The organism is Cohnella fermenti (assembly GCF_004801405.1).
GTDB classification, from domain to species: Bacteria; Bacillota; Bacilli; order Paenibacillales; family Paenibacillaceae; genus Cohnella; species Cohnella fermenti.
In genome coordinates, this window is record NZ_SSOB01000026.1 from 34,431 (window position 1) to 59,741 (window position 25,311).

15 protein-coding genes are annotated in these 25,311 nt (G+C 57.3%); 8 read left to right on the forward strand and 7 right to left on the reverse strand.

Features of this window, described 5'->3' with window-relative positions; translation table 11 throughout:
* Positions 1-2 precede the first annotated feature (2 nt).
* From E6C55_RS19530 to E6C55_RS19540, 3 genes are all read right to left on the reverse strand, one after another.
* Positions 3-5,786, reverse strand: coding sequence for an S-layer homology domain-containing protein (locus E6C55_RS19530; RefSeq protein ID WP_136371496.1), 5,784 nt, complete (start codon positions 5,784-5,786; stop codon positions 3-5).
* A gap of 114 nt (positions 5,787-5,900) precedes the next feature.
* Complete coding sequence (locus E6C55_RS19535; protein WP_136371497.1) at positions 5,901-8,252, reverse strand: AraC family transcriptional regulator; 2,352 nt, start codon at positions 8,250-8,252, stop codon at positions 5,901-5,903.
* A gap of 178 nt (positions 8,253-8,430) precedes the next feature.
* A complete protein-coding gene (locus tag E6C55_RS19540; protein WP_136371498.1) occupies positions 8,431-10,407 on the reverse strand; it encodes a beta-galactosidase trimerization domain-containing protein in 1,977 nt (658 codons plus the stop codon).
* A gap of 134 nt (positions 10,408-10,541) precedes the next feature.
* Between E6C55_RS19540 and E6C55_RS19545 the strand changes: the two genes are divergently transcribed.
* Entirely contained in the window at positions 10,542-11,438 is an 897-nt protein-coding gene (locus tag E6C55_RS19545; RefSeq protein WP_136371499.1) for a helix-turn-helix domain-containing protein, read from the forward strand.
* 27 nt (positions 11,439-11,465) lie between these two features.
* Here E6C55_RS19545 and E6C55_RS19550 read toward each other — a convergent pair whose 3' ends face one another.
* From E6C55_RS19550 to E6C55_RS19560, 3 genes are all read right to left on the reverse strand, one after another.
* Entirely contained in the window at positions 11,466-13,115 is a 1,650-nt protein-coding gene (locus E6C55_RS19550) for an AraC family transcriptional regulator (protein ID WP_136371500.1), read from the reverse strand.
* Complete coding sequence (locus tag E6C55_RS19555) at positions 13,108-14,112, reverse strand: ABC transporter substrate-binding protein (protein ID WP_136371501.1); 1,005 nt, start codon at positions 14,110-14,112, stop codon at positions 13,108-13,110. The genes E6C55_RS19550 and E6C55_RS19555 overlap by 8 nt, the downstream gene beginning before the upstream one ends.
* A gap of 133 nt (positions 14,113-14,245) precedes the next feature.
* Complete coding sequence (locus E6C55_RS19560) at positions 14,246-15,475, reverse strand: Fic family protein (RefSeq protein ID WP_136371502.1); 1,230 nt, start codon at positions 15,473-15,475, stop codon at positions 14,246-14,248.
* A gap of 360 nt (positions 15,476-15,835) precedes the next feature.
* On the opposite strand from E6C55_RS19560, the gene E6C55_RS19565 reads away from it, so the two are divergent.
* The 4 genes from E6C55_RS19565 to E6C55_RS19580 are packed head-to-tail and all read left to right on the forward strand — an operon-like array spanning position 15,836 to position 17,488.
* Positions 15,836-16,498: a hypothetical protein gene (locus E6C55_RS19565; protein WP_136371503.1), complete on the forward strand. Its 663-nt coding sequence runs from the start codon at positions 15,836-15,838 to the stop codon at positions 16,496-16,498.
* 37 nt (positions 16,499-16,535) lie between these two features.
* Positions 16,536-16,982: an accessory gene regulator B family protein gene (locus tag E6C55_RS35450; RefSeq protein ID WP_407923755.1), complete on the forward strand. Its 447-nt coding sequence runs from the start codon at positions 16,536-16,538 to the stop codon at positions 16,980-16,982.
* Positions 16,979-17,101 carry a cyclic lactone autoinducer peptide gene (locus E6C55_RS19575; protein ID WP_136371505.1) on the forward strand — a complete coding sequence of 41 codons (123 nt, stop codon included), beginning with the start codon at positions 16,979-16,981 and terminating at the stop codon, positions 17,099-17,101. Before E6C55_RS35450 ends, E6C55_RS19575 begins: the two co-directional genes overlap by 4 nt.
* Before the next feature lie 15 nt (positions 17,102-17,116).
* A complete protein-coding gene (locus tag E6C55_RS19580; protein ID WP_136371506.1) occupies positions 17,117-17,488 on the forward strand; it encodes a LytTR family DNA-binding domain-containing protein in 372 nt (123 codons plus the stop codon).
* Positions 17,489-17,659: 171 nt separating this feature from the next.
* On the opposite strand, the gene E6C55_RS19585 is transcribed toward E6C55_RS19580, so the two are convergent.
* Positions 17,660-18,322 carry a response regulator transcription factor gene (locus E6C55_RS19585; protein ID WP_168735755.1) on the reverse strand — a complete coding sequence of 221 codons (663 nt, stop codon included), beginning with the start codon at positions 18,320-18,322 and terminating at the stop codon, positions 17,660-17,662.
* 105 nt (positions 18,323-18,427) lie between these two features.
* Here E6C55_RS19585 and E6C55_RS19590 point away from each other — a divergent pair, with 105 nt between their 5' ends.
* From E6C55_RS19590 to E6C55_RS19600, 3 genes are all read left to right on the forward strand, one after another.
* On the forward strand, positions 18,428-20,500 hold the full coding sequence (locus tag E6C55_RS19590) for a sensor histidine kinase (RefSeq protein WP_136371508.1): 2,073 nt from the start codon (positions 18,428-18,430) through the stop codon (positions 20,498-20,500).
* A 149-nt stretch (positions 20,501-20,649) separates the two neighbouring features.
* Positions 20,650-22,671 (forward strand): dockerin type I domain-containing protein, encoded by a 2,022-nt coding sequence (locus E6C55_RS19595; RefSeq protein ID WP_136371509.1) that lies wholly within the window; start codon positions 20,650-20,652, stop codon positions 22,669-22,671.
* On the forward strand, positions 22,668-25,280 hold the full coding sequence (locus E6C55_RS19600; protein ID WP_136371510.1) for an S-layer homology domain-containing protein: 2,613 nt from the start codon (positions 22,668-22,670) through the stop codon (positions 25,278-25,280). Before E6C55_RS19595 ends, E6C55_RS19600 begins: the two co-directional genes overlap by 4 nt.
* Positions 25,281-25,311: the final 31 nt, after the last annotated feature.

Here is a 25,311-nt window from a genome sequence, read left to right on the forward strand (position 1 = left end):
AATTATTGACTACTTCTTATCGAGGACAGCAGCCTCGACAACGCAACGACGGCTTGCGCTCTGGACGCGCCAAGCTCCGGTGCAAACCGGGACTGCCCTACCCCCTGCATAAACCCTTTCTCCGTTGCGCGGGCAATGTCGGCGCGAGCCCATACGGAGACATCTTCCTTATCCGAGTAGGACAACGTTCCAGAATCTTGGGCGATTATCGGCTTCCGATTCCGATCGTATGCCCTCATGAGCATGACAGCCATCTCTTCCCGGGAGATCGGACTGTCCGGACCGAACGAATCGGGGGAGATCCCCCTCACGATGCCGGCTTCGAAGCTGGCGGCAACCGCTTGGGCGTACCACTCTTCTTCCGGGACATCGATGAACGGACTTGCTCCGTCTGCCGTCAATTGCAGCGCTCTTGCCAGCAGCGCAGCGAACTCGCCCCTCGTCACTTGTCGATTCGGTTCGAATCGGGCTTCGCTGATTCCCTCGACAATATGCGCGGCAGCGAGCCGCTTGATCGCTCCTTCCGCCCAATGGCCGGATGGGACGTCCGAGAATAAGCGCTCATAAGCAAGTACGGCATAGACGCCGCTGCGATCGATTGTCGCGCTAAGCCGACCGCTCGCATCAAGCGTCCCGCCGACATAAATCCACTCCGATTGCTCCTGGTCCCAGCGATAGATCCCGATCCAGTCCGGATTAGCGAATGAATCGACACTTAACGTCAACTCCATCCCGACCGGCAATCCTTCCGATAGAGCAATCTGTACGTCAACCGCCTGTCCCGCAGGCGTCAGCTTGACGTAGGAAGAATGCGATGCCTCGCGGACCCATTGGGCAATCTGTTCCCGGCTTGCCTCCTGAACAGCGGATGTCGCGGCACCTTCCGTCGCGCTTGAATCGCCAGGCTGCGGATTCGGGTTCTGGTTCGGATTCGTCGGCGTCCCCTCGCCGCCAGGCTCGTTCGCATCGTCCGAAGAAGAAATTAACGTTCCGGCAAGCATCTGAGCATACCACCTGACCAGGAAATCGTTGGGGTGATTCACATTATTGCCCGTCATATCGCGGAACGCTTTGTGCCGCAGCAGTTCCTCATGAACGGCTATCATGTCGACAGCAGCCGCTCCTTCCTGTTCTTCGGCCAACTGCTCCAGCTCGGCGGGATAAAGCCGCTGCTTCCCGTCAAAGTAAGTTTCCGGGTTGGCCAGACTCGGGCCTACGAGAATAAACTCAACGTTGGGATTCTCTTCCCGGAACAAGCTCATCATGGTCTCCATGTTGGCACGGAATAACGGCGGCGAATACAGCTCGTCGCTTCCGACTCCATCGTTCCCGCCGAACTCCAGAATAACCGTATCGGGCTGCTCCGCCGCAGCGATCTCCGCTTCCTCAATCCCCCAGAGAGTGGTCGTGCCCGGCTGCGAATAGTTGATTAGCGTAATATCCGCCCCATAGCGGCTCTCCAGCGTCCTCTGAAGCAGCGTCGCCCAATCGGCCAAGTAAGGCGGGGCATTGATAATGCCGCTCGCATTGGCCCCGGTCCCGATGCTGTCGCCGAGAACCAACAGCTTAAGCGGCTGACCGGCATCCAGCTTGGCCAATGTGCGCGGAAGCGCCTCCGTTGCCGGCGAAGGCGTCGGGCCTTCCCATTCGCCTTCCGCATGCTTGTAGGTTACAACGATCTGCCGATCGTGGAAGAACGATCCCTCCTTCAGCAAGACGGCTCCTCCGCCCCTCTTGTCGACGCTCTCGTTAGGAGCAGGCTGGACCGGGTAAAGCTCGGCTTCCGTCATGTAAGGAATGCTCGAGCCGGGAAGCAGACGCAGCTTCCCCTCCGAATATTCCCAATCCTCGCCTTCGACGAAGGTCTTGTCCAGCCGGGCGCTGCGAACAGACAGAATGTCCGTCGGCTCGAACAGCAACGAGGCTTCCGGCATCGCCCCATCGGCCGATACCATCAACAATGATTCATCGTACATCGTATCTCCTTGCCAGAAGGGAGACATCGCCCGCTCGGTCTGATCCGGCAAATAAGCGGCGTACCCGTTGACCGTATGAATCCGAATTCGATTTTGTTTATTCAGCTTGTCGGACAAGCCGATCTGAACGTAAGCGTTCGACCCTAACGTATCGTTAACCATGTCCGAATAATCCCCGTCGAGCAGTACATTGTCCACCGAGAGCCGCCACAGGCCGCCGTCGTTGACGAGCCTCAATTCATGCTGCTGAAGCGTCTGCGCGTCCAGTGTGATCTCAGGCATCGCTGCGAAGCCTGAGGCTGCCGTCAGTTTGTGCGGCTGGACGGTAAGCTTCCCGCCCGTATCCCGCAGCAGAACCACAATACCTTGTCCCTTGGACGAATCGAGCACATCGAAGTAATTGACGGTGCTCATCAAGCTGATCGCCAGCCACGAGTCCTCATTCGCCGACAAGCTGCCCGATAGTTGCTCCGGCGTAAACCGGACAAACCATTGATCGGCGTCTACCGGCTGCTTGAACACCGCTCCGTTAGCCGGCACAACCTCGCCGCCCGCTACCGTGTAATAGCCGGAGCCCATAAATACAATCCCGTTGGAGCCGAGCCTCGCTTCCGTCGGAAGAGCTTGTCCTCCTTGCTGCCCTGTATACAACTGCCAGTCGTCTGCAAAGCTCATATCGTCCGGAACCTCGTAATCGGTTGTGACATGAGCGCCCGGTCCCCGCCCGCTCCATTGCCCCTTCCCGTTGCCGGCTTCCACTTTAAACGTGTACGAAGTTGCAGGAGCCAGTCCGGTTGCGATGTAGCTGGAGCTGCTGCCGTCGACTTGTGCGATCTCGACTCCGTCCCGATAGATTCTGTACCCGGTTATGCCGCTGCTGTCCGTCGCGCCTCCCCAACTCAGCGTCGCTTGATCGGCTCCGACGTTCCCGACGTTCAAGAACCCGTCCTGCCAGGTCGGCGCCTGAAGCAAGCCATAGGCCTGTTCCCCGTTGACGGCACGTATCGCGACTCGGTTCCATCCGCCGTTCTTGTCGGAGAGACCGACTGCCGCGTAGGCTTGCCCCGCCAGCACCGTCCCGATCAGGTCGCCGTAGTCTCCGTTCAGCGCGGTGTCGTCGATCATAAGCGTCCATATGCCGCCGGATTCTTCCAGACTTAATTCGTAGGCGTGATTCAACGCCGACGTATCCAGCGTTGTCGCCCCTTGGGATTGGAATCCCGCATCGGTAAGCTTATAAGGCTCCACATTCAGCTTGCCGTTCCATTGGCGCATCAGCACGACAATTCCCTGGGCTTGCTCCGGCTTCACTACGTTGAAGAATTGCGGAGAGTCCAGCACACTGAATGACACCCAGGAATCGTCTTCGGCTGCCAGGTCGCCAGAGATCTGTTGTACGGTGAAGTCGACGTTGAAGCCGGCGGCGTCTATAGGCCTCTTCAATACGGCCCCGTTAATGCCCGCTACTTCGCCTTCCGTGATGGTATAGTAGCCGTCGCCCGAGAACACGATGGCGTTATCGTCCATGGCAACGCCCGTCGGGTGCTCCGTCCCCGATCCCGGAGCATTAAGCAAGTCCCACTGTGCGGCGAACGCAGGAATCTCCGTCTCATGGGCTTGGACACTCATCTGTTGCAGCTCCTGAATGCCCAACGGCCGGTCGTAAATGCGCACATCGTCGACAAGCCCGTCGAAGCGTCCGAGGCCCGAGCCTCCAATATCCGCGCTTGGATGAACGGTTTTAGCGCTTGTGTAGCCCGCCTTTCGGAACACGCCGTTGATATACAGCCACGGCTGATTTTTCTTATAGACGACCGCAACGTGCGTCCACTTCTCCGGATCAAACGTCACACCGTCATCTACGAGCACCGCCGGCAAGTACATGTCGGAATGCTCCACGACGCTGATGCCGTTCGTTCCGATCGATACCCCCGCGCCCGCATCCGTCGAGTTGGCGCCGCCGCCTCTATATGCGGGAGCGATGGCATAGCGTTGACCGGAATCGCCGGTAATGCCGTTGCCCGCCTCCGGCTGCAGCGTAATCTCCGAACGAGGCTTGACCCAGAACGACATCGTGAAGTTCGATGCGATGTCGACGAGCGAAGCATCGTTCACATCGACGGCGCTGCCAATTCCGTTGAATTCCAAGGCGCCGTCGACCGCGCCCGCCGTCCAGACGCCGTTCGTCAAGCTGCCGTCCGCTCCGCCAACGCTGTCTTCCGCCAGGTCTCCTGTCGTCTCATCCAGCTTCCACCAATGAGCGGGACCGTCTCCCTCCGCCGATTCCCGAAGGTCGACCATAATCGAATTGGTTTTGCTCGGATGAAGACCTGTCATGAACGCTTTGACATTCACAACCGTCGATTGGCCGGAGACGGCAATCGGCCCCGTATATAACGGACTGTCCGCAACGGGAACGCTGCCGTCGAGCGTATAGCGGAGCTCGGCCCCCCATGTTGCGCTTGCGAACGTATACGTCCGCTCCGCCGGCCCCGTTACGACTTGCGTAACCATCGGCATTGCAGCGAAGCCGGGCTCCGCTGCCGGGTCCGTGTTGTTCGCATAGGTAAACCCCGCCGGCTTCTGATAGAACCCGGTCACTCCGTCATCGCTGTAGAACTGATTGCCCGAGAACTGTCCCGACCCTGAATTATCTCCGCGCAGCCACACGTTAAACGGCGAATCCTTAGTGCCCAGCGTGTTGCCCTGGAAGATGTTATTGTCGAATACGAGATCATGGAACACCTGGCCGCCCATGAACATAACCCCGTATCGGTAGGAGTCATGGATAAAATTGTTCGTGAAGTGAATGTAGTCTCCCGACTTCTCGAAGTCATAACCCGTTCCATCGTGATCGCCGGGATACGTCCCCGCCCACCCGAACTCGTTGCCGTCGACCTCGTTATATACCCCTTCCTCCCCCGACAGGCTCTCGGTCAGCACGGAGGTCAGGCCGACTCCGAAGTATTTGGTCGGATAATTGTAGTAGAATAAATTATTGATGACGTCCACATTCTGGCCGCTCCACTGGAACACCTGATTGCGTCCGTTCTCCATAAAGGTGGACCCCTCGATCAGAACATCCTCCTGCCTGGGAGCGCTTCCATCGCTCCACATAATGTAGCCGATCTCCGTCTGCCTAAATATATTGTTGCGAATCTGAATATCGGCGAAGACCGGCTTGTCGCCGGGGACGGTAACCAAATCGATCGCAGTGCCTTCATCGCCGGGGGAGCTGCCATATAAATTCTGAATATTGTGAAAATAATTGTCCTGAATCCGGTAATGCTCGAACCGCGGCTTGGTATTGCCGTCCGCAATGATTCGAATTCCTCTGCGGGCATTCGCGATCTCCAAGCCTTGTACGACATAGCCGTCTCCATTGTCAATTCGGATGACCTCGTCGTCGATGCCATTGTCCCTGTAAAGATAGGGTCTGTTGCCGGCACCGTATGAAGTCAGCGTAATGGGAGCCTCCGCCGTGCCGCTGCCGCGCAGCGTCACCTGCTCGTTCCAAGCGTCTCCGCTTTTTAACCTGATCGTATCCCCTTCCGAGTACGTCTGATCCGAGACCTTCTCCAGCGTCTTCCAGGGGCCGTGCGTTCCGTCCCATTCCGGCGCCAGTCCGTCATAGCTGTCTTCGCCGGTCGACTGACTGACGTAGTAAGTGGCCGCTATCACGGACACGACTTCCGCAGTCGAAGAAACTTCTTCGCTGGCATTGGCTTCCGGTAGTCGCCCGCTGAGCAAGCCTTGCGCCATCAACAGCATACACAGCATGATCGCAATCTTACGATGATGATAGATCAATCAAACTCCCCCTTATCAAAATGCTCTTCCACTGAACATTATAAAAGGGGGAGTTCGCTTGAAATAGAGAAATAACATTGCCTTTCTAGCAATATCTTTACCACATTCGCACACTCAAGTATGCTTATCAATCGAGAACTTCAGGCGGTACTCCTTCGGGGTGACGCTGTAGCGCCGCTTGAACAGCCGGTAGAAGTAGCTCTCGTTGCCGAAGCCGACCTTCTCCATAATCTCGGCGACCGTGAGATCCTGCTGCTCGAGGTACTGCCGCGCGCGGGAGAGGCGGGTCGAGTTGATGCAGTCGACGACCGTGTCGCCCGCCTGCGCCTTGAACGTCTGGCCGAGGTACACCGGGTTCATCTTCAGCATGTCGGCGATCCGTTGGACGTTGAGATCGGGGTCGGCGTAGTGCCGGCCGATGATCTCCTTGATCGTGTCCGCGATGAGCTGGCTCTTGTCCTCCTTGCCGGCCTGGCGCCGGTCGATCGTCTCGCCGATGACCTCGGCCAGCACGGCCGCGATGTCGTCCAGCGTCTCCGCGCCGAGAATTCGGCGGTTGACCGCCTGCAAGTCGACCGAGAGCGGGTTCAGGTGGTATTGGTTCATCTCGCCGAGCGTGTTGCTCAGCGTCATCGCCAGGTGCAGCACCGCCGCATAAATATTCTCGAAGCGGAAGCCGCCGACGGCCGCCTTCCAACGAGCCAAGGCTTCTTCCGTCCGTCCGCGGTCGCCGCTCCGCAGCCCCTCCGTCAGCTGGCGCTCCAGCTCCGTCGGCACGAGGTAGTCCGGGTTGCGCTCGTTCGCCGCGATCGCCTCCGGCTCGATAATCGAGCCCTTGCCGAGCAGCAGCCGGTAGTCGGCATGGCGGAGCGCTTGCTTGTAGTGCTGCGTAATCTCCCGGTAACGGGAGAACGGGCGGCTTAACGCCACCGTGAACGAGACCCGGTAATAATCCCCGACCGTCCGCTGAAGCTCGGCGAACCGTTCCTTCAGGCCCGCAAGCGCGATCCCCGCCCCCGTTCCCGCGCCTGCGCCCGCACTCGCACCCGCCTTTTCCGCACCGCTGACAAGGAAGACAAGATGGCCGCTGCGCATGTCCGCCGCCTCGCAGCAATACGCCCCGCCGAGCAGCTCCTGGCCGATGTTCGCGATCGCGAAGCTGTATAGCGACTCGGCCTGCGCCCCCTGCTCCGCGACAAGCGCCTCCAGCCCATCCAGCTTCGCCACCGCGACGACGATCTCCCCCGGCACGGCAAGGCTGAGTCCGTACTGGGACTGGAGCTGCTGCAGGTCGCCCTCCGACACACCCTCGCTTCCCGAGATCAGGCTCCTCAATTGATATGCCTTGGCGATGTTGACCTGCGATGCCTGCTCCTGCTCAAGCGTCGACAGCTTGTCGAGCATTCCCTTGTACGTGGCGGCGATCACCGACATCTCGTCGTTCGCCTTCGGCAGCTCCCGCCCGTCCGGTCGCACGAGGCTGTACAGCTGGCCGACCGGCTTATACAGCCGCAGCGAGAAGAAGACCGACAGCAGAACGGCGAGCAGAACGACCGATACCGTCACGATAAGCTCCGTCGCCTGCAACTGCCGAACGCCTCCGAGCACGGCGTCGTAATCCCTTACGCTGACGATTTTCCAATTGTTCAATCCCTTGCTCAGGTAAGTGACCTTATACTTCGTGCCCTCGTAGGTGTACGTGAAGTCGTCCAGCGTGCTGGACGATTCGCCGATGCGGCCGAGCAGCGCATTCTTCATCCCGAGCACGTCCGACTCCGCATTCTCGCTTGAGATCAGAATCTTGCCGTTCCCGTCCGCGATGAACAAGCCGTCGTTCTCCCTCTCGGCCAGCTTGTTAAGCGCCTTCACATTGTCGAGCATCCAATCCGGCTTCACCGTCAGAATAAGCACATTGTCGTTGACCGAGCCGAGCGTCGGACCGTCGTACAGGAAGAACGCGAACACGTCGATGCCTTCGCCGCCGTCCAGATCGAGCGGGATGAGCTGCAGCTTCGGCACGTTCGGATGCTCGTTCGTGTACCGGCTGAGCTCCGAGTAGAGCAAGTCGCTGTTCATGCTATGATTAAGCGAGGAGAAGTAGCGCTTCTGGGTCGGATTGTAGAACACGATCGCATGGAGATAAGGGGAATCGGCGACGGTCCGATCCAGGCGGTAAATCTTGAGAAGACTTTGCTTGTAGTCCCCGCCGGCCTTCAGCGAGATCAGCTCGTCGTCGTTATAGAGGGACACGGCCAGGTTCTTCACGATCCCGTTCATGTTCTCGATGTTATAGTTGATCTGCGTCAGCAGCTTCAGATCGGCTTCGTTCTGGAGACGCAGCATTTTGTCGCGGGCGTTGGCGTTCAGAAGGGTGGAGGCGATCGCCAGCAGGACCACGACGAGGATGAAGCTGAGCAGCGTCCGCTGGAGATACTTCCGTCCCCGGAAGGTCCGTAACAGATTCATGGCGATTCCTCCCGTCGTCCAGGTCGTCTTGCCGATTGGTGCCTCTACTATAAGGGCTCTGCGGAAAAAAAGTCAATTGCAGAGGGGCCGCGGCGTTCTTCCGGACTCGCCCGAGCGACCTCGCAGCGGCAACAAGGCGCTCCCCTCTCGGGAAGCACCTGGTGGCGGGCTGCCTATGTTAATTGTTGTAATCGAGCACGACCATCTGGTGGTTGTGCAGCTTGCCGAGTCGGTAGCGAACCTGGTCGCCGTCCGTCTCGTAAGCCAGATCCTCGCCCTCCGGTGCCAGATAGACGCGGGCGATCTCCTTGCCCGGCAGCCGCACCGTCACGTCGATATCGTACAGCGGCACGATGTCTTCGATGACCTCGACATTCTTCCCCCGGCGCACCGGGCTTGCGTACAGAGAGTGCTGAATGAACCGCTTCTCCGCCGCTTGATGCTGCAGCGTCGCCACGCCCTGGGCCGGAAGCGTCGTCTCCAGCGACGGACGATCGAGCAGCAGGTTCAGCGCATGGGCCACCGTCTCCTTGACGGTGATCGACCCCTTCTCGGCGTAATCCGCGAAGACGTTCCAGGCGATATAGACGCCGGCTGCGCTCTTCACGATGCCCGACGAGCCGGTCGCCGGATCGTTCGGCGTGTGCTGGTGCGAGCAGAAGGAGTAGACGTCCCGATTGAAGTACGAGTCCTCGCGGCGTCCAAGTTCTTCGCCTCCGATCGCCAGTTCCACCCGCTGTCCGTCCGCATAGAGCACGAAGGTCGCGTCCCCGAGGGACGGAAGCTCGAACGAAGGCTTCAGGTAATCCGGCTTGAACGGATTCGGACCGGCATAACGAACCCCGAGATCAATCGCGAACGCCGTCAGCTCCGGATTCAGGCCGGACGCTCCGGTCGCGAGCAGGCGGCCGCCGCTCTTCACGTACTCGTTCAGCTTCGCCGCGAGCGCCTCGTCCACGGTCACCCGATCCGGCAGGATCAGCACCTTGTACGCGGAGAAGTCGGAGTCCAGGTCCAAGACGTCGAACAGAATATGATTCTCCAGCAGGATTCGCACCGCTCCCGCGTCGGAATCGCCGCCTCCGCCGTGAGCCGCCGCCGCGCCGAGCGCCGCTTCGACCGACAGCAGGCCGACATCCGCCACGTTGCTCGTTCCCGCACACCACGCTTCCTTCCGCTCGACCTCCGCGTAAGCCGCACCGATCAGACGGTAAGTGGCCGGGTCCATCAGCCCCTCGGGATGCAACTGGTCGCCGATCGAGCAGCGCGCTCCGTTGGCGAGGCTGAGCGCCGCCTCGTAGCGCAGCGCGTTCGGATGCTTGAAGCCGCCGAACTCGCCCCAGGACGTGTGGAACTTGCCGGTCATGCCAAGGAAGTCATAGCCGAGCTGCTGGGCATAGCGGGCGGAGAGCGGGAAGTGATCGTATCCCCAGCCGCCGGTCGGCAGCGACTCCAGCTCGAGGTGGGTGTTCATCGCCGCCAGGTCGCGCCGCCCGCGGGTAATATGGCCGGAGTTGTGGAAGATCGGCATCTCCGGCTTGATCGCATGAATGGCCTCCTCTACCCTCCTCGTATAGTTCGCATACACCTTTTCCCCGAGCTCGGCAATGTTCTTCTTATCCCGAGGGTCCTTGCCTTCGCCGAGCAGTTGATTGGTGCACGTATGGCAGTAGCACTTCCGCACGCCGACGATATCGAGGAAGATGCCGTCCGCATCGTACTTGCGCGTCGCCTCCTCGATCTGGCGGATCAGGACGTCGAGATAGGGCGAGTTCATGCAGAATTGGTGGTAACCCGGCTCCATGAACGTCTTCACCCAATTCATCCGGTCATCTTCGCTGCGAATGAGCCATTCCGGATGCAGGCGGGCAAGCCGCTCGTCCAGCCCGGCCGACAGATACACCGGAGTCTTGACGCCGATCTCGTGCGCGGCCTCGATCTGCGCTCCGAGCAGGTCGAAGGCGAGATGCGGGTGAATCTCGTTCTCCTCCGAAGGGAAGTACGCCCAGCCGTGGTGGCACTTGGCGAATACCGTGATCGAATCGACATGGCCGACCTTCAGCATCTCCTGGAACTGGGCTTTGGAGAAGCTTTGGCCGATCCTTTGAATTTTTTCCGAGGTGTGGAAGTCCAGATGGACCTGTCTGAAGCGCATGATCTTCGGCTCCTCTACGGGGGAATTGCGGTTCCCGTTATTCTGTTAAGCGTTGTCATTAGTGTATAATGAGGTGTGAGCAACGTCTTTAAACGGCATTCCATCATTTATAGAATATTCCGGCGGTGTTGAGCATGTTACGAAACAGAAGCGAGCTGGCGACAACTTCGGGAAGGCTGGCCGAGACCGATATTTATGTCCGGGAGGCCCATCGCTACATCTATCGGGGCGGCTACCACGAGGAGACCCGCGTCGGCTATACGTACGCGTTCCATCTGGTCGCCCGCGGACAGGGCACGATTGCGGTGAACGGACACCCGCATCCGGTCGGCGTCGGTTCGCTCGTATTCATCCGTCCGGGCGAGCCCCACTCGTTCCATCTGTCCGCCCCTTCCGCACCGCTGGAAGCCTACAATATTTACTGCGACCTGTGGGGGAAGCCGGAGCCCCTCTTCTCCCGCTTCTCCTTCCAGACGGACCGGCCCGATCCGCAGCTTATGCCGCCGCAGGCGAAGTGTCCGGAGCTGGACGAGCTGCCCGCGCACGCCCGCATTCCGGCCCATTCGCCGCTGACGGACTGGTTCGCCCGCATCTGCGGCTGGCACGGCCAGGAGGACGATAACGCCGAAGCTCTCGTCTCCACCCTCATGAAGGCCTGGCTGCTGCAGGCGCATCGCGAGCTGCGGACGGAGGCTTCGGCGGACCGCCGCATCGCCCGCCTCCTCGAGAGGATGGAGTGGGAGCCGGAAGCTCGCTTCTCCCATGAAGAGATGAGCCGGGAGTGCGGACTGGAGAAGTCCCGCTTCTACGCCCTGTTCAAGAGCGCGACGGGGATGACGCCGAAGGCCTGCCAGCTCCGGTTGAAAATGAAAAAAGCCGCAGCCCTTCTGCTCGAGAGCGACCAATCGGTCACCCGAATCTCCGAGCAGCTCGGCTACGACACCGTCCACTACTTCTCCAAACAATTCTCCGACTTCCACGGGCAATCGCCGACGAAGTACCGGAGCCTTCGCCGCGGCGGCGGGTTCTAGCAGGAAGGCGGCCGCCGGAGAACCGCGCTAGAGCAGCTCCGCGCAGCTCTCGAGGAAGCGGCCAATCGGCTCCGCGGCGTACTCGTTCCAGGGAGCCGCGATGAAGTCGGTGCCGGAGACGAGCTTCACCTTGCCCGCCTGCACGGCGGGAAGCCGCCGCCAGCCGAGCGTCTCGGTCAATTCGGTCCACCGGGCCTCCGCCGCCGGGTTCCGATCCACATGGACAAGCATCCGGTCCGCTTCCATCGCCGCCAGCTCGGAAGCCTCGACCGGAAGGAACCATGGGGCCGCCCCGACTCCTCTCGGCATCGCCAAGCCGAGATCGTCGTACAGAACCGTGCCCGATCGCCGGCCCAGCACCATGATCCGGTCCCGACCGACGAGCAGGACGAGCAGCGAGCCGCGTATCGCCGCGGCCCCCATCCGCTCGCGAATGGAAGCGGCTCTCGCCTCGTAATGGCTCAGCCACTCTTCCGCCTCGTCTTCGCGATCAAGGAAGGCGGCCGTCTGCCGCAAGTGCGCGCGCCAGTCGTCCTCCCAGTTCAGGAACAGGGAGGGCGCGAGCTCCCTCAGCTTGACCTGCTCCTCGGCAGGAATGAGCCCGTCGAAGCCGAGGATGAAGTCGGGACGGGCTTCGCTCAGCGCCTGCAGGTTGAAGTCGTAGCGATGGCTGAGCGGAGTCGCGATCTCGTACGAATACCGGGAACGGTAGCGGTCGGTCCAGAACTGGTCCAGCGGAGCCGCGCAAGGGATCATTCGCAGCGCGAGCAGTTGCCCGATGTTGGCCCAACTGTAGGCTGCGATCCGCCGCCTCTGGTTGCGCTGATAGACGACGGGCGCGATGCCTGTCTGCTTCTTGAACAAGGTGCTGAAGTAGCTCTCGCTTGAGTAGCCGATCCGGTAGACGATCTCCGCGAGCGGCAGGTCCCCTTCTCTCATCAGCCGCTTCGCTTCCTGCAGCCGCAGCTCGGTCCGGTATTCCATCGCTCCCTTGCCGAACCGCTCCTTGAACAGCCGCATGAAGTGGAAGCGGCTGAGCCCCGCGACGGAAGCCAGCGAATCGACGGTAATGTCGGAAGCATAATGGCGCTCCAGCTCCAATCGGCACGCCTCCAGCGCGAATTCCGTCTGCCGCTCCTGGTGGTCGAGCGCAACGCTCAGCAGCTCAAGCAGGCGAGCTTCGCAGCGCAGCCGGGCGGATGCCGTATTCCGGCTCCATCCGTCGGCCATCTCCGCGATGAGGGAGGCCGCGGACATGCCGGAGGGCAGCGACGCCTCCCCGCGGAACGGGAATTCGGCCTCGGCCGGAGACGGCTGCGGCGGTGCGGCTGCGGGGGACGAAGCGGACTCGGCGATTGCAGGCGCTGCGGCGAAGGTCGCGAAGTCGAGCAGCAGCAGCTCCAGCGAATGACCGGAGTAATTCGTCCATTCGATCAATTGTCCCGGGGCGCAGACGAGCAGCAGCCCCGGCCGGAGGACGTGCGGATGCCCGTCGACGACCAGCCGGCCGCCGGGGCAATTCGCGACGATGAGCAGATGGGAACGGGCCTCGAGGAAGGCTCTCTCCGCAAGCGAGGCCCGGGGAGCATCCCTTAGCACGCGCACATCCTGCAGCTTAAATCCAAGAAGACCCGCGGCATCCTGCCGCAGGTCCGGGTCTTGCCGCTTCCTATTCATGGACGGCGCTCACTACGTCCTGAACGATCAATTCGTTCGCGACGAGGTTGTCGTTGAACCAGTGTCCGGAGTCCGCTTCGAAGACATGGCCGGCCTTCACGGCTCCGAGCGCCTGCCACAAGGCGTTGTCGGTCGGCGGCTTCGGACGGCCGGTGCCGGAGATGACGAAGATATAGTCGACGTCCTTCAGGTCGGCGAGCGATTCCATCGAATAAGCCTCGAAGTCTCCATTAAGCACCGCAGGCTGCTGGAAGCCGAGCGTCTGATAGAGCATCTTGCCGCCGTAGAAGTTCGGCCCGAACAGCTTGAAGCTCTTGTCGTCCTGCGGCAGCAGGAGAACCGCCGTCTTCTCGGACGGCAGCGAGCCGAGCTGGGCCTTCGCCGCTTCGAGCTTGCTGTCGTATTGCTCGAGCGCCGTCTTGACGGCGTCCTCTTCGCCCAGCAGAGCGCCGAGATTCTCGAGGCTTGTCTGCCAGTCCGCTCCGTCTTCCGCAAGAACGTACGTCGGCGCAATCTTCGAGAATTGATCGTAATCGATCTTCGCCATGTAAGCCGGCGAAGCGAAGATGATCAGGTCGGGCGTATAGGAGAGCGTCTCCTCCGCCGTCAGCCCTTCGTCCATATTCAGCACCGGGACGTCGGCGAGCTTGTCCTGCAGGTACTGCTGCGGCTGGCCGGCGGCGCCCCATTGTGCAACGGGCTTCAGGCCGAGCGCGGCAAGCGGGTCCTCCAGGAACGGCGCGATGATCCGTTCCGGATGGGCCGGAACCTCCACGGTATGCCCCATCGCATCGGTCAACGTGCGGACGCCCGATTCGGCGGATGCGGCCGGCGACGAGGATGGAGAAGCGTCCGCGGAAGCTTCTGCGGAGGAAGACGCGGCCGGCGAGGAAGCGGAAGCCCCGTTCTCTGTCTTATCGGAGCTCCCGCAGGCGGCGAGCAGCAGCATAAGCAGCACGATTGACGCTAATGGCAACAAGCGTTTAACGATTAACATGTGCAATAACCCCTAACATTGATATTGATTATCATTATCCACGTTAGTATAGAGCGATTCGCCGCGAAAGTGAATAACGAATCGTGCTGTTTATGGAACAAGGGGCCGCATTATCGCGAAGGAGGCGAGCGCCCTAGGATTCCAGGCTCTCTAAGTATGGCTTGTGAATCAAATAATAAATAGGACGCTCCCCTCTGGAATCCACTACGGACAGTCCAACGAGTTCCTTCATTATTTTTCGGATGGTAACCTCAGACTTCTCGCATATGGAGGCAAGCTCCTGGACAGTTAGCCCGCTGTTCGCATCGAAGAAGTGGTTCTGCGCCAGAATGAACATGATGTCCTTCCGATCCTGAACGCTGAGCCGGTCATCCGCGGCGAGCTTGTCGCTTGCAAGTTTAAGAAGCTGACTCTTCTCCTTCAGTTCGTTTAACATCGACTCCAGTGTGTCACTGATGATGCCCAGGAACACTTCGATAAAGAGATTCATCTCTCCGCAATTGCGGAGACTATTCGTGATCTCGAAGGAATTCAAATAGTTGTTTCGATACTTGTTGCATCCCCGGGATAGAGAGAGAGCCGGAATAGTGCCGATACTGCGGGACAAATACAGACTGCTAATAAATCTTGACGTCCGTCCATTGCCGTCGTAGAAGGGGTGAACATATCCGAAAAAATAATGTCCGACGGCAACCTTGATAAGAGATTCCACCCCGTCTTCCTCATTGCCCATAAATTCGGACAATCGCTCCATTGCTTCGATGATAGCACTCTCGGGCGTCATTCCCTGATGAACGACCTTCCCCGTACCGGACTTCTTCAGAATGTAGGTGATCTCTTTGCGGAACCAGCGGCCATCCGGCAGTTCATCCGCTTCGATCTCTCCCTTGGTGATGTCGTCATAAATTGCTCGATAATTGCTTGCGCTCCGTGGAAAATCAACATCCTGATTAAGCAGACTGAAGTAGGATTTAATCATGCTATCGAATCTCTTCTTCGTGTTCTTATTCAAGAAAATGTCTCGAGTACTTCGGATAAGCTCCTCCTTGTTGCTCTTTATCCCTTCCAAATCGTTGGTATGGAACAATTCTTCTGCAATGCATTCGTTGATGAATTGTCTCTGTGCGATGGGCGGAAGCCCACGGAAAACGTTCTCAAATTGGGCAGATGTTCGATAGATTCGACTCGTGAGCGAGATCATCTTGAGGGTCGGCACTAAATAAAGCTCATAGTGCCGCGCTTGATTCATGGGGCGTATATGCAAGCCCAGACGAACGGATACATCGGATGAGAGCCGATCCTGATATAACGCTTCGAAATCGGATGTGTTCAAATCATGATAATATTTATGTAAATACCTCATCCCAACACGTCCTATGTGATAATTTAAGCTAATTTTTACACATAGGGTATCCCAAGTCCAGGGGAAAGTGTAGATCCGAAGGCCTTTTTTTAATTTACAACTTTAATTCGAGCTCCACATTCGCACACTGCATGCCCGTTGCTCTTCACTTTAACTTCTTTGTGGCAAGAAGGACAGACTACGATCATCGTTAAACCTCCCAGGAACCGCTCCTATATACTCCCATTATGGGGACATATAAAAGCAGTTAAACCTCTCAACTTATATTGACACGTTTTTCTAGTCGGGATATATTATTCCCGCGTGATCTCTTGTCTCCGATTTGCCCGCGTACGATATTGAAGGTGAGGGGTTATAGACGTGGAAGATTTTTTGGGATACATGAGCTTTTCACTAATCGAGAGCTTCGCGGTATTTTCCATTCTCTTTTTATTTCGGATCAACCTTTTCAAGATCATGGGGGTAGTCGTTCTTGTTTCAACCCTGATTAACATTCAGAATTTCTTTATTCGGGAAGAGCTGTCGTTAAGCGGACTCTCTACAATTATTAACGTTGTGCTGACAACGATTTTCTTCATTGCCTACCTCCGCATTCCGCTCATTTGGTCTATCCTAATAACATTAAGCGGGGCTTTATATGTCGGAGCCATCCAGACTGTAATCATTTATTCCTCACTTGGGTACTTCTCTCTTCATGAAGTTCAGGACATAGCTTGGAAAGGATATACCGTCCAAGCCCTTTCCGGTCTAATCGGTATGTCCATCGGCTGGGGATTTTATAAGCTGGGCAAAGGATTTACGTTCGAGTTGGAAAAGCTGAGGTTTAAAGGGGAACGAATCTTCGTCGTCTCATTGATATCGGCTATAATTGTTGTCCTTGGACTCATGATTTCCTTCGAATCCATATTTACGAACCTCATTATTTTCGTTGTGTCTTCCGCTTTACTTGTTGCATACTACTTACGAAAGGATCTTGAGGCGCATGATCCATCACTTGGCGAACAAGCTCGCGATTCGTATTAAGAAGGCAGCGCCGGAGGCTCCCACAAGTATTGAAGTTATGCGCTACTCGCTCTCTTTCCTGCTAAATGCATTTTTTATTATCGGCATAACCTTAATGATATCCGTATTCACTGGCAGATTCACGGAGGCTGTCATTGTGCTTATCTCGTACGCGATACTCAGACAGCTTACCGGCGGTGTCCATTTAAAATCAGGCACTTTATGTATCGTAGTGTCGACAGCCGGAGCAACCGCATTGTCTCTGGCAGAGTTCAGCTATAGGATCGAAGTAATCGTAACAGTGGCCAGTCTTCTCCTGATCCTTATTTTCGCACCTTACCTTGTAACGATTACCCGAGTCAAGAAGAACCATTATCCTATTATGAGAGCCGCAGCCATGCTTCTTGTCAGTACGGCACTCCTTGTCGACTCGCCGCCGCTGGTCGCCTCGTTCTTCGTACAAGCATTAACATTAATCCATATGAAAGGAGGTGAACGGACATGACAAAGAGGATTGCCTACCGAATTGCCGTAAGTCTCGGAGTCATTGCTACGGCGATCGTGTCTACGGCGAGCTGGATTTACATCCACCAAGAAGAAACGCCGGCCGAACTTTTGAAGTAAGAAGGAGATGGCTTGATGGCTTGGCTTTCGGTTACAAGCACAACAACGGGCCTTGACTCCATGATTAATATACCTGTTGAGGACACGCTATATATCGAACACGATATAAGCGACCGCAAGGTATATGCCTTCACCGACATTGATAAATATTACTTGCCCGGTCCGCTGAATTTCTGGGCGGATGCATTAAAGGCTTACGGCTTCGAACGGGGAGATCGAAATCTGATTATACAGATTTCGAAGATCAAATCCATGTCGCGCAGGCCATTTTGTTGTGCCTATTTTGCTCTGACACCCAAAGCTATCAAGGTTGAGCTGTCGGAACAAAATTATAAGAGAATAGAGAAGCTCGCTGCAGGGTTCAATGAAGGAATTGTTTTGTTTTAACGGAGAAGGGGCCCCCAGGGCCCCTTCTCCTTATATGTCACGGATGTTAAACGAACGTTCCGACCACCGGCCAACTCGTCGACACAGCGGCCCGGGTCTATGACTTAACGTCACTTACCGCAAGAGCTTCCCTGTATTATAATGAGAGCAATTCAACGGAGCGCAGGATCGTCAGCGGCCGTTGCGCACCAGATCGATGGCCTCGTAGCGGTTGGCTACGTTCAGCTTCTCGTAGATGATCGTTAAATAATTCTTGGTCGTCCCTTCGCCGATATTCAATTCGGCGGCTATCTCGCGAACCGACAGGCGGTTGCCCAGCAGCAGCAGAATATCCTTCTCGCGATTCGTAAGGGTATGGCGCTCGGTGATGAATGCGGGAAGAGCGTTTAACTCCTGGAGGCCGGGCTTGTTGTTCATCAAGTAGGCCGATAGCTTCGCCGCGACTTCCGCCGGCAACACGTACTGCCCTCGGAGTGTGCTTCTGATGGTGGATACCAGCAATGCAAAGTCTAGTCCCTTAAGCAAATAGCCGTTCGCGCCGTGTGCCAGACCGTCGATAATATAAGCCTCTTCGTTATATGTCGTTAGAATGAGGACAAGCATGTCGGGGTAACGCAGCTTGATCCTTCGCGTACATTCGATCCCGTCCATCGCCGGCATCCGTACGTCCATCAGGACAAGATCGGGCCGGAGTCGATCGATCGCCGCCAAGCCTTCGATGCCACTGTCGGCAACGCCCGCGACTTCCATGTCGGCTTCCGCCTCGATCACGATTCGGAGCGCATGGCTGATGAGTGGTTCGTCATCGATAATGAATATTCGGTAAGCAGCCAATTCCCTGGAACCTCCGGATTGAAGTATCGCTCGCTTGCGCGGCACCCTTCAATCATAGCACGAACCCCGGAGCAAATCATGGATACTCTACGCTAAAGATAGCAGGTGAACGTCATCATACGTATCTCTCCCTTCCTTCTCTGCCTCCTCTTCTTGCTTGCCGCTTGTTGCTCCGTTCTCGGCGTGCCGATGACTTCCGCTCAGCCTTCGTACGTCCGTTATGGCACGGCGGATTTGACCTTCGCCGACGCCCCCATCCAATCCGTATCTCTTGAGGGAGAGTGGGAATGGTACGCGAATGAGCTGCTGAATCCCGATCAACTGGCCCTTCAGACGGGCAAACCGAGCTATATTCATGTGCCCGAGGAGAAGGCGTCCCGCTTCAAATACGGGACGTATTCCTTGAAGCTTGCCCTCTTGCCCGTCGAGATCGGACGCCAGAAGGCGCTGTACATTGACGATATCGCCAGCGCATACAAGGTATGGATCGACGGCAAGCTGCTCGGAGGCATCGGCGCCGTAGGCGCGTCGAAGGAAGGAGAGACCCCGCAGTCCCGCACGAAGTTGCTCTTCTTCGAGCCGTCGAGCACCCAAGCGATCGTAGTCGTCCAATTCTCGAATTTTACATTCCGAAGCGAAGGCTCGTTCCGGGCGGTCACGTTCGGCGATGCCGATTATCTTGAGAATCGCTTGATCATGAACAAGCTGTCCGCAACGCTCACAATCGGAGGCCTTCTGGTTATCGGACTGTATCACTTGATCATATTCGGCACCCGAAGACGAGACCTCTCGACCCTATTCGTAGGCCTGTTCGCCGTCGATATCGGTCTGCGCGGCTGGATCAAGGACACGTATCTCGTTGATCTCGTCGCGCCGTTCTTGAGTTGGGAATCGATTGTCAAGCTCGATTACATGACCGGATACGCCGCTTACCTGATCCTGGTGCTTATTATCAAGCAGATGTTCCCTCGCGAGATGAATCGCATGGCGGCGAACCTGTCGCATGCCTTCACAGTGCTGTTCGCTCTCTATATTGCGGCAACACCTGCCGAGGTTTACACGAAGACGCTTACTTATCAGTTCGCGACCATGTTTCTGTTCTCTCTGTACACGATCGGTTACGTCTGCATCCTCGCCGCTCGCAGACGAAGAGATGGCGCTTGGGTCAATATCGTCGGCTATATCGGTATCGCGATCGCGTGCATCAACGATGTGCTGCTGTATCAGCGGGTTATTCAAACGACGGAGATGCTGTACGAGGCGATCTTCCTGTTCGTTCTGCTTCAAGCGGTCCTTGTCTCTTACCGGCATTCCCGGCTGTTCGATCGGAACGTCGCGTTGTCCAACGACCTGCGGCTGTTGAATTCAACCTTGGAGCACAAGGTTGCAGACCGAACGGCGGATTTGAACCGGAATAATGCGGAACTGGCCCGGATGCACCGCAGCCGCACCGAGATGCTGGCGAATATCTCGCACGATATGGGATCGCCGTTAACGGGAATTCAAATGAACATGCAATTGATGAAGCAGGGTCTGGTGAAGGCAGATCAGCAGCCGGAGTTCGTCCAGTCCATGCTGGACAAAGCCGCATATATCAAGCGCCTGAACGATGACTTATTCGAATTGTCCCTGCTTGAATCCGGACAGCTTGGCTTTCGATTCAGGCGAATGGAATGGAGAGGCTGCATGGACGAGCTCGTTCGCAAGCTGAAGGCGAACCTGGTCGGACTCGGCACGGACTTGCAAGTTGGCGTCATGGACACGAAGGTGGAAGACGAAGAGGCATGGGTTCGGGCGGACCCGACGCGGATCATGCAGGCGCTTAACAACTATGTCGAGAATGCGGTCAAGTTCAGCCGCGTTCCCGGTTCGGCAGTCATCGTCAATTGTCGCATTGCTTCCAGTGAGAATACCCATGGAACGCACTCCTATGACGTTATCGTCGAAGTGCAGGACTGCGGGCCGGGAATCGCGGAGGAGGATCTGCCCTATGTATTCGATCGCTTCTACCGCAAGGCGGAAGGGAATGCGAACGGCAGCGGACTGGGATTGACCATCGTCAGAGAGATCGTCGAGCGGCATGGGGGCCGTGTCGGTGTCGTAAGCCGCGCCGGGGAGGGAAGCTTGTTCTTCTTCTCGCTTCCCGCATATCCGGCGGCGCCGCCGGGCCATGAATAGACGCCATGAGGTATATAGGATTGGCCCGTTCCTTAATGGGAGAACGGGTTTTTTCCATTTAACGTCACAATATGACCTTTCGTCACTAATTCGCAGAAGAGCATGCCTTTATAATTAGGCCTGACTAAGACAACAAGGAGGCTATACACGTGACTTCCAGTGTAATTGGCAAATTCTTATTAGGCATAGCGCTTGCGCTGACGATTCTCCCCTTGCCGGTGGATAAGGGGGACACCTCCGCCTACGCGGAGGGATTGACCGCCACTTCAACCGCACTAACCGGACCGACCTCGTCCATGGCCGGGGTGGCTGCCTATCTGAGTGCGACCGTGACGGACGCTCCCTATCAAACGATTAACTATGGCTTTCCCATGAACTATTATCTGGGCTCGGTCGCCTTCGTAGAAGATGGAGTGACACTGGACACGGTCTCGTTATCGCTGTCGCCGACAGCTACCTTCAACGTCTCGGAATTAAGCGAAGGCGACCACACGGTTACGGCGGTCTACAGCGGAGTCGAGGGCAGCGCAGAAGGCAGCGCGTCGGATTCGTTCACCTTTACGATTACGCCGCTGGACAGAGGGCTGTGGGAATCCTTAGGCGCGGAAGGCTATACGCTGACGGGCTCAGCCGATTCCTTCCAGCTTGTACTGGGCGCCGACGAGACGCCGTATGTCGCCTTCCGCGACTTGGGCAGCTTGAAGGTGAACGTTCTCAAATTTGACGGGGAAGAATGGGTGAGCATCTTCGACTCGATTAGCGAGAACGGGCTTTATATTAGTCTGATTACCGCTCCGAACGGCAAGCTTTATTTAAGTTACCTGAGTTACAACAATTCCTTCCAAGTGAAGACTTACGATCCAACCAGCGGGGAATGGGAATCTCTATCATCAGACGGAATTCCTTACCCCAACTTGTCGAGCAATTCGCTGACTATCGGGTCGGACGGCACGCCTTACCTGTCGTACATTCATACAGGGTTTAACTATACAACTTACGGCTACACGAGCAAGACGGAGGTCAGACGCTTCGACGGATCCGAATGGGTACTCGTTGGCGATGAACATGGCGTCTATGAAGGTGATTTGTATTACAGTTCACTAGCGGTCGGACCCGAAGATCGGCTCTACTTCGGCTATCGGGACAAGGAGCTAAAGGTAAAATTGAAGACGTATGACGACACCTCAGATAGCTGGGAGCTGGTCGACGGCATCGAAGACTTCTTGCCGAACAAGGTAAGCTACTTGGCTCCGATCTCCGTATCCACCGCAAACGGGGCTATTTATATGGCGTACACCAACTACGATTCTCCCAGCTATAGCGAGATCGCCAAGTTCGACGGAACCGAGTGGTCGCAACCGGGATCCTTCGACACCGTCGGCTCCAGTGAGAACATCTCCGTCCGGTTAGGAGCGGATGACACGCTCTATGCGGTGGTCAAGAGCAATGCCGACCAGCAAAGCTACGTCGAGAAGTACCAGGATGACGAGTGGAGCATCATCGGAGACAACTCGTTCGCCATCAATACGGTCAGCCTTGCCCGACTGGCTATCGGGACGGATAACCAGCCGTACGTCGCCTACTTCGAGAGCGCCAGCCCGCTCTTCATGCAGGCCTCGACGATCGGCGCGGGAACACCCCAACCTTCAAATACGTACACGATCGAGCCGATCGCGAACCAGACCGCGAACCCCTTGAGCGTCGGCTACACAAGCGGAATGCAGGAAGAGAAATATATTACGCTGACCCGCACGGGCACGGGAGACCTGACTAACTTGACGGTCGCACTGAGCGGCCAGAACGCAGAGGACTTCGTCGTTGCGCCGCCCGAAGCGACTGCGCTCGACGACGCAGCACCTTCGACTTGGTTCACCGTGAGGGCGGCAGACGGGTTGTCCGCAGGTACCTATACCGCCACCATAACGGTATCGGCCGACCACATGACAAGCGTCTCGTTCACGGTGACCCAGGTCGTGCGATCCCTGAAGGGAGACATCAACCATGACGGCCTCGTCACTCCGGCGGATGCGCTGTATATTACGAAGTACATGCAAGGCAAAATCGACCTGACGGACGAGCAGTTTGAAGTCTTGGATATGAACGGCGACGGCGAGCTTAATTCCGAAGACGTTCAGATGATCATGAACATTTATTTGGGGGTTTCCATATGATTAATGCAACAAGGAGCCGTCTCGTGCAAGCCATCAAGAAGACATTCGTCCTGCTCGCGGTCATCTGCCTCATTCTCTCCGGGCATACGGCGACCTTCGCGGAGCCGTATTCGTCCGCCAAGGCGGAAGTCGGCAGCGTCTCGGGAGCGCCGGGTGACACGGTCAATGTAGAGGTATCGTTCGACCCGCAAAACAACTACTTCTGGAAATATGCTGTGGAGCTTGAATACGACTCCAATATCCTTGAGCTGGTGGCCAACAGTCCGGTGACCAGCCTCGGGACGCCCGACTCCTTCGATGTGGACACGGATAGCGAAGGAACGATATACGTGAATTCGCACTATGCCTTGTTCTTCGAACCCTCCCCGCAAACTCTGTTCACGATTCACTTTCGAATCAAAGAGAGTGCGGCGCCCGGAGACTCCGTCGTCTCCATTCGCGACTTCGCCTATACGGAGGACACGGCCCCGATCTCCCTCGAGTCTTCCGCTCTAACGGCCGGATCCGTTACCGTGACCTCGACGTTGCCAACGACGGGGAGTGCAACCGTCACGGTCGGTAGCGCCAACGGCGTCGCGGGTGAGAACGTGACCGTCCCCGTTGTTCTCTCCGAATCGTCGGACGGCGTCGCCTCCTACGGAATTCGGATCGACTTCGACACCAACGTGCTTGAAGCGCAATCCGTCCAGGGAGAATCGGGAGATTATTTCTCTTCGATCATTAACAATAATAGCGGCTATGTCCAAGCAGCTTGGGCTGATGCATCCGGAGGCGACGAGCCTCTGGATGCGGGAAGCCGGTTATTCCTCCTTACGTTCACGATTAAGGAAGATGTCGCATCGGGAGACTCGCCGCTGACGGTCGCCGAGGAAGATCTTCTCAGCTTCACCCTCACGGACGCCTCGGCAATCGAGCTGGAGAAGACGCTGGTCGAGGGCAAGATCACCGTGATGCAGAGCGAGCCAACGTCGTGGACGTATTCGATCGCCCCCATCGAGAATCAGACATTGACGGCATTGACGGTCGGTTACGCGGCGGGAGCCGAAGAGACGAAGACCATCGCGGTCATCAGAACGGGAACGGGGACGTTAACGAATGTGACAACCGTTCTGGGCGGAACGAATGCCGACGACTTCACCGTCACTCAGCCGGAATCCACGACTCTGGACGACAACTCGTCCTCTACTCTCTTCACCGTGAAGCCGAAGCCCGGATTATCGACGGGCACGCATAAGGCGACGGTCACTGTATCAGCCGACCATATGACCAGCGTATCCTTCACCGTTACCCAGACGGTCAGGACATCGGGAACAGGGACAGGCTCGTCCGTCGTCACATCTGAACCGGAGGCGACGAATGAAGGAGTGGACGTGCTCGTTAACGGCAAATCGCAGAGTGCAGGCACGGTGAGAACAAGCACACGGAACGGCCAATCGGTAACGACCGTCATCGTCGATTCGACGAAGCTGTCCGAGCTTCTTGCCCAAGAAGGACAGATGCCGACCATTACCCTTCCGTTCGCATCGGATCAAGACATCTCGATCGGCGAGCTCGACGGCCGGATGCTGCTGGAGATGGAGCAGCGGCAGGCAATCCTGGAACTGAAGACGAAGAACGCCGTCTATACGATTCCAACGCAACTGATCGACCTCGACGAGCTTCGGAAGCAGTTCGGCGACAATGTCGCACTGGAGGAGGTCAAGCTTCAGATCGAGATCGCCGCTCCGACGACGAATGCCGATCGGCTGATCCAAGATGCTGTCGATCGGGACGGACTGGCGCTTGTCGCCTCTCCTGTCGAATTCTCCATTCATGCCTTCTACGGGGACCGATCCATCGAAGTCTCGGCCTTCGACTCCTACGTGAAGAGAAGGATATCCGTTCCGTTAGAGGTTGACAGGGGCCGGATTACGACGGCGGTCGTCGTGGACTCGGACGGAACCGTTCGCCATGTACCGACGAGAATCGTCGACGTCGACGGTCAGGTCTACGCGGAGGTGAACAGCTTGACGAACAGCGTGTATGCCCTCGTCTGGCATCCTCTCAAGTTTGAAGACGTAACGTCGGACTGGGCGAAGGAAGCCGTGAACGACATGGGCTCGCGATTGATTGTGACAGGAGTCGAAGACGGCTTGTTCTACCCGAATCGAGACATCACCCGCGCGGAGTTCGCGGCGATCCTCGTCCGGGCGCTCGGGCTGAAGTCGGAGAGCGGCCAGACCTCATTCACTGATGTGAACGCCTCCGCCTGGTACAACGATTCGGTTCTCACGCTGTCTGCCTACGGCCTGATCAACGGATTCGAAGACGGCACCTTCCGTCCCGGCGACAAGATCACGCGCGAACAGGCGATCGCGATCATCGCCAAGGCGATGGAGACAACCGGACTGAAGGAACGAATTCTGTCCGGGAATGCCGATTCGCTGTTGCGCCCGTTCGCCGATTCCGATCAGGTCTCGACTTGGGCAATAAGCGGCTTCGCGGACTGTCTGCAAGCCGGTGTCATATCCGGCCGCAACGACAACACCCTCGCTCCTCAAGCCTCGATCACGAGAGCCGAAGCCGCCGTCCTCGTTCAGAACCTGCTTCGGGAGTCCGAACTGATCTAACGGAGCAAGCTCTTGAATGACCGGCAAGACA

Bases quoted from the DNA above. Each gene is read 5' to 3' on its own strand.
- E6C55_RS19535 (WP_136371497.1), bottom strand. From the start codon at position 8,252: ATGAATCTGTTACGGACCTTCCGGGGACGGAAGTATCTCCAGCGGACG.
- E6C55_RS19540 (WP_136371498.1), bottom strand. From the start codon at position 10,407: ATGCGCTTCAGACAGGTCCATCTGGACTTCCACACCTCGGAAAAAATT.
- E6C55_RS19545 (WP_136371499.1), top strand. From the start codon at position 10,542: ATGTTACGAAACAGAAGCGAGCTGGCGACAACTTCGGGAAGGCTGGCC.
- E6C55_RS19550 (WP_136371500.1), bottom strand. From the start codon at position 13,115: ATGAATAGGAAGCGGCAAGACCCGGACCTGCGGCAGGATGCCGCGGGT.
- E6C55_RS19555 (WP_136371501.1), bottom strand. From the start codon at position 14,112: ATGTTAATCGTTAAACGCTTGTTGCCATTAGCGTCAATCGTGCTGCTT.
- E6C55_RS19560 (WP_136371502.1), bottom strand. From the start codon at position 15,475: ATGAGGTATTTACATAAATATTATCATGATTTGAACACATCCGATTTC.
- E6C55_RS35450 (WP_407923755.1), top strand. From the start codon at position 16,536: ATGCGCTACTCGCTCTCTTTCCTGCTAAATGCATTTTTTATTATCGGC.
- E6C55_RS19575 (WP_136371505.1), top strand. From the start codon at position 16,979: ATGACAAAGAGGATTGCCTACCGAATTGCCGTAAGTCTCGGAGTCATT.
- E6C55_RS19580 (WP_136371506.1), top strand. From the start codon at position 17,117: ATGGCTTGGCTTTCGGTTACAAGCACAACAACGGGCCTTGACTCCATG.
- E6C55_RS19600 (WP_136371510.1), top strand. From the start codon at position 22,668: ATGATTAATGCAACAAGGAGCCGTCTCGTGCAAGCCATCAAGAAGACA.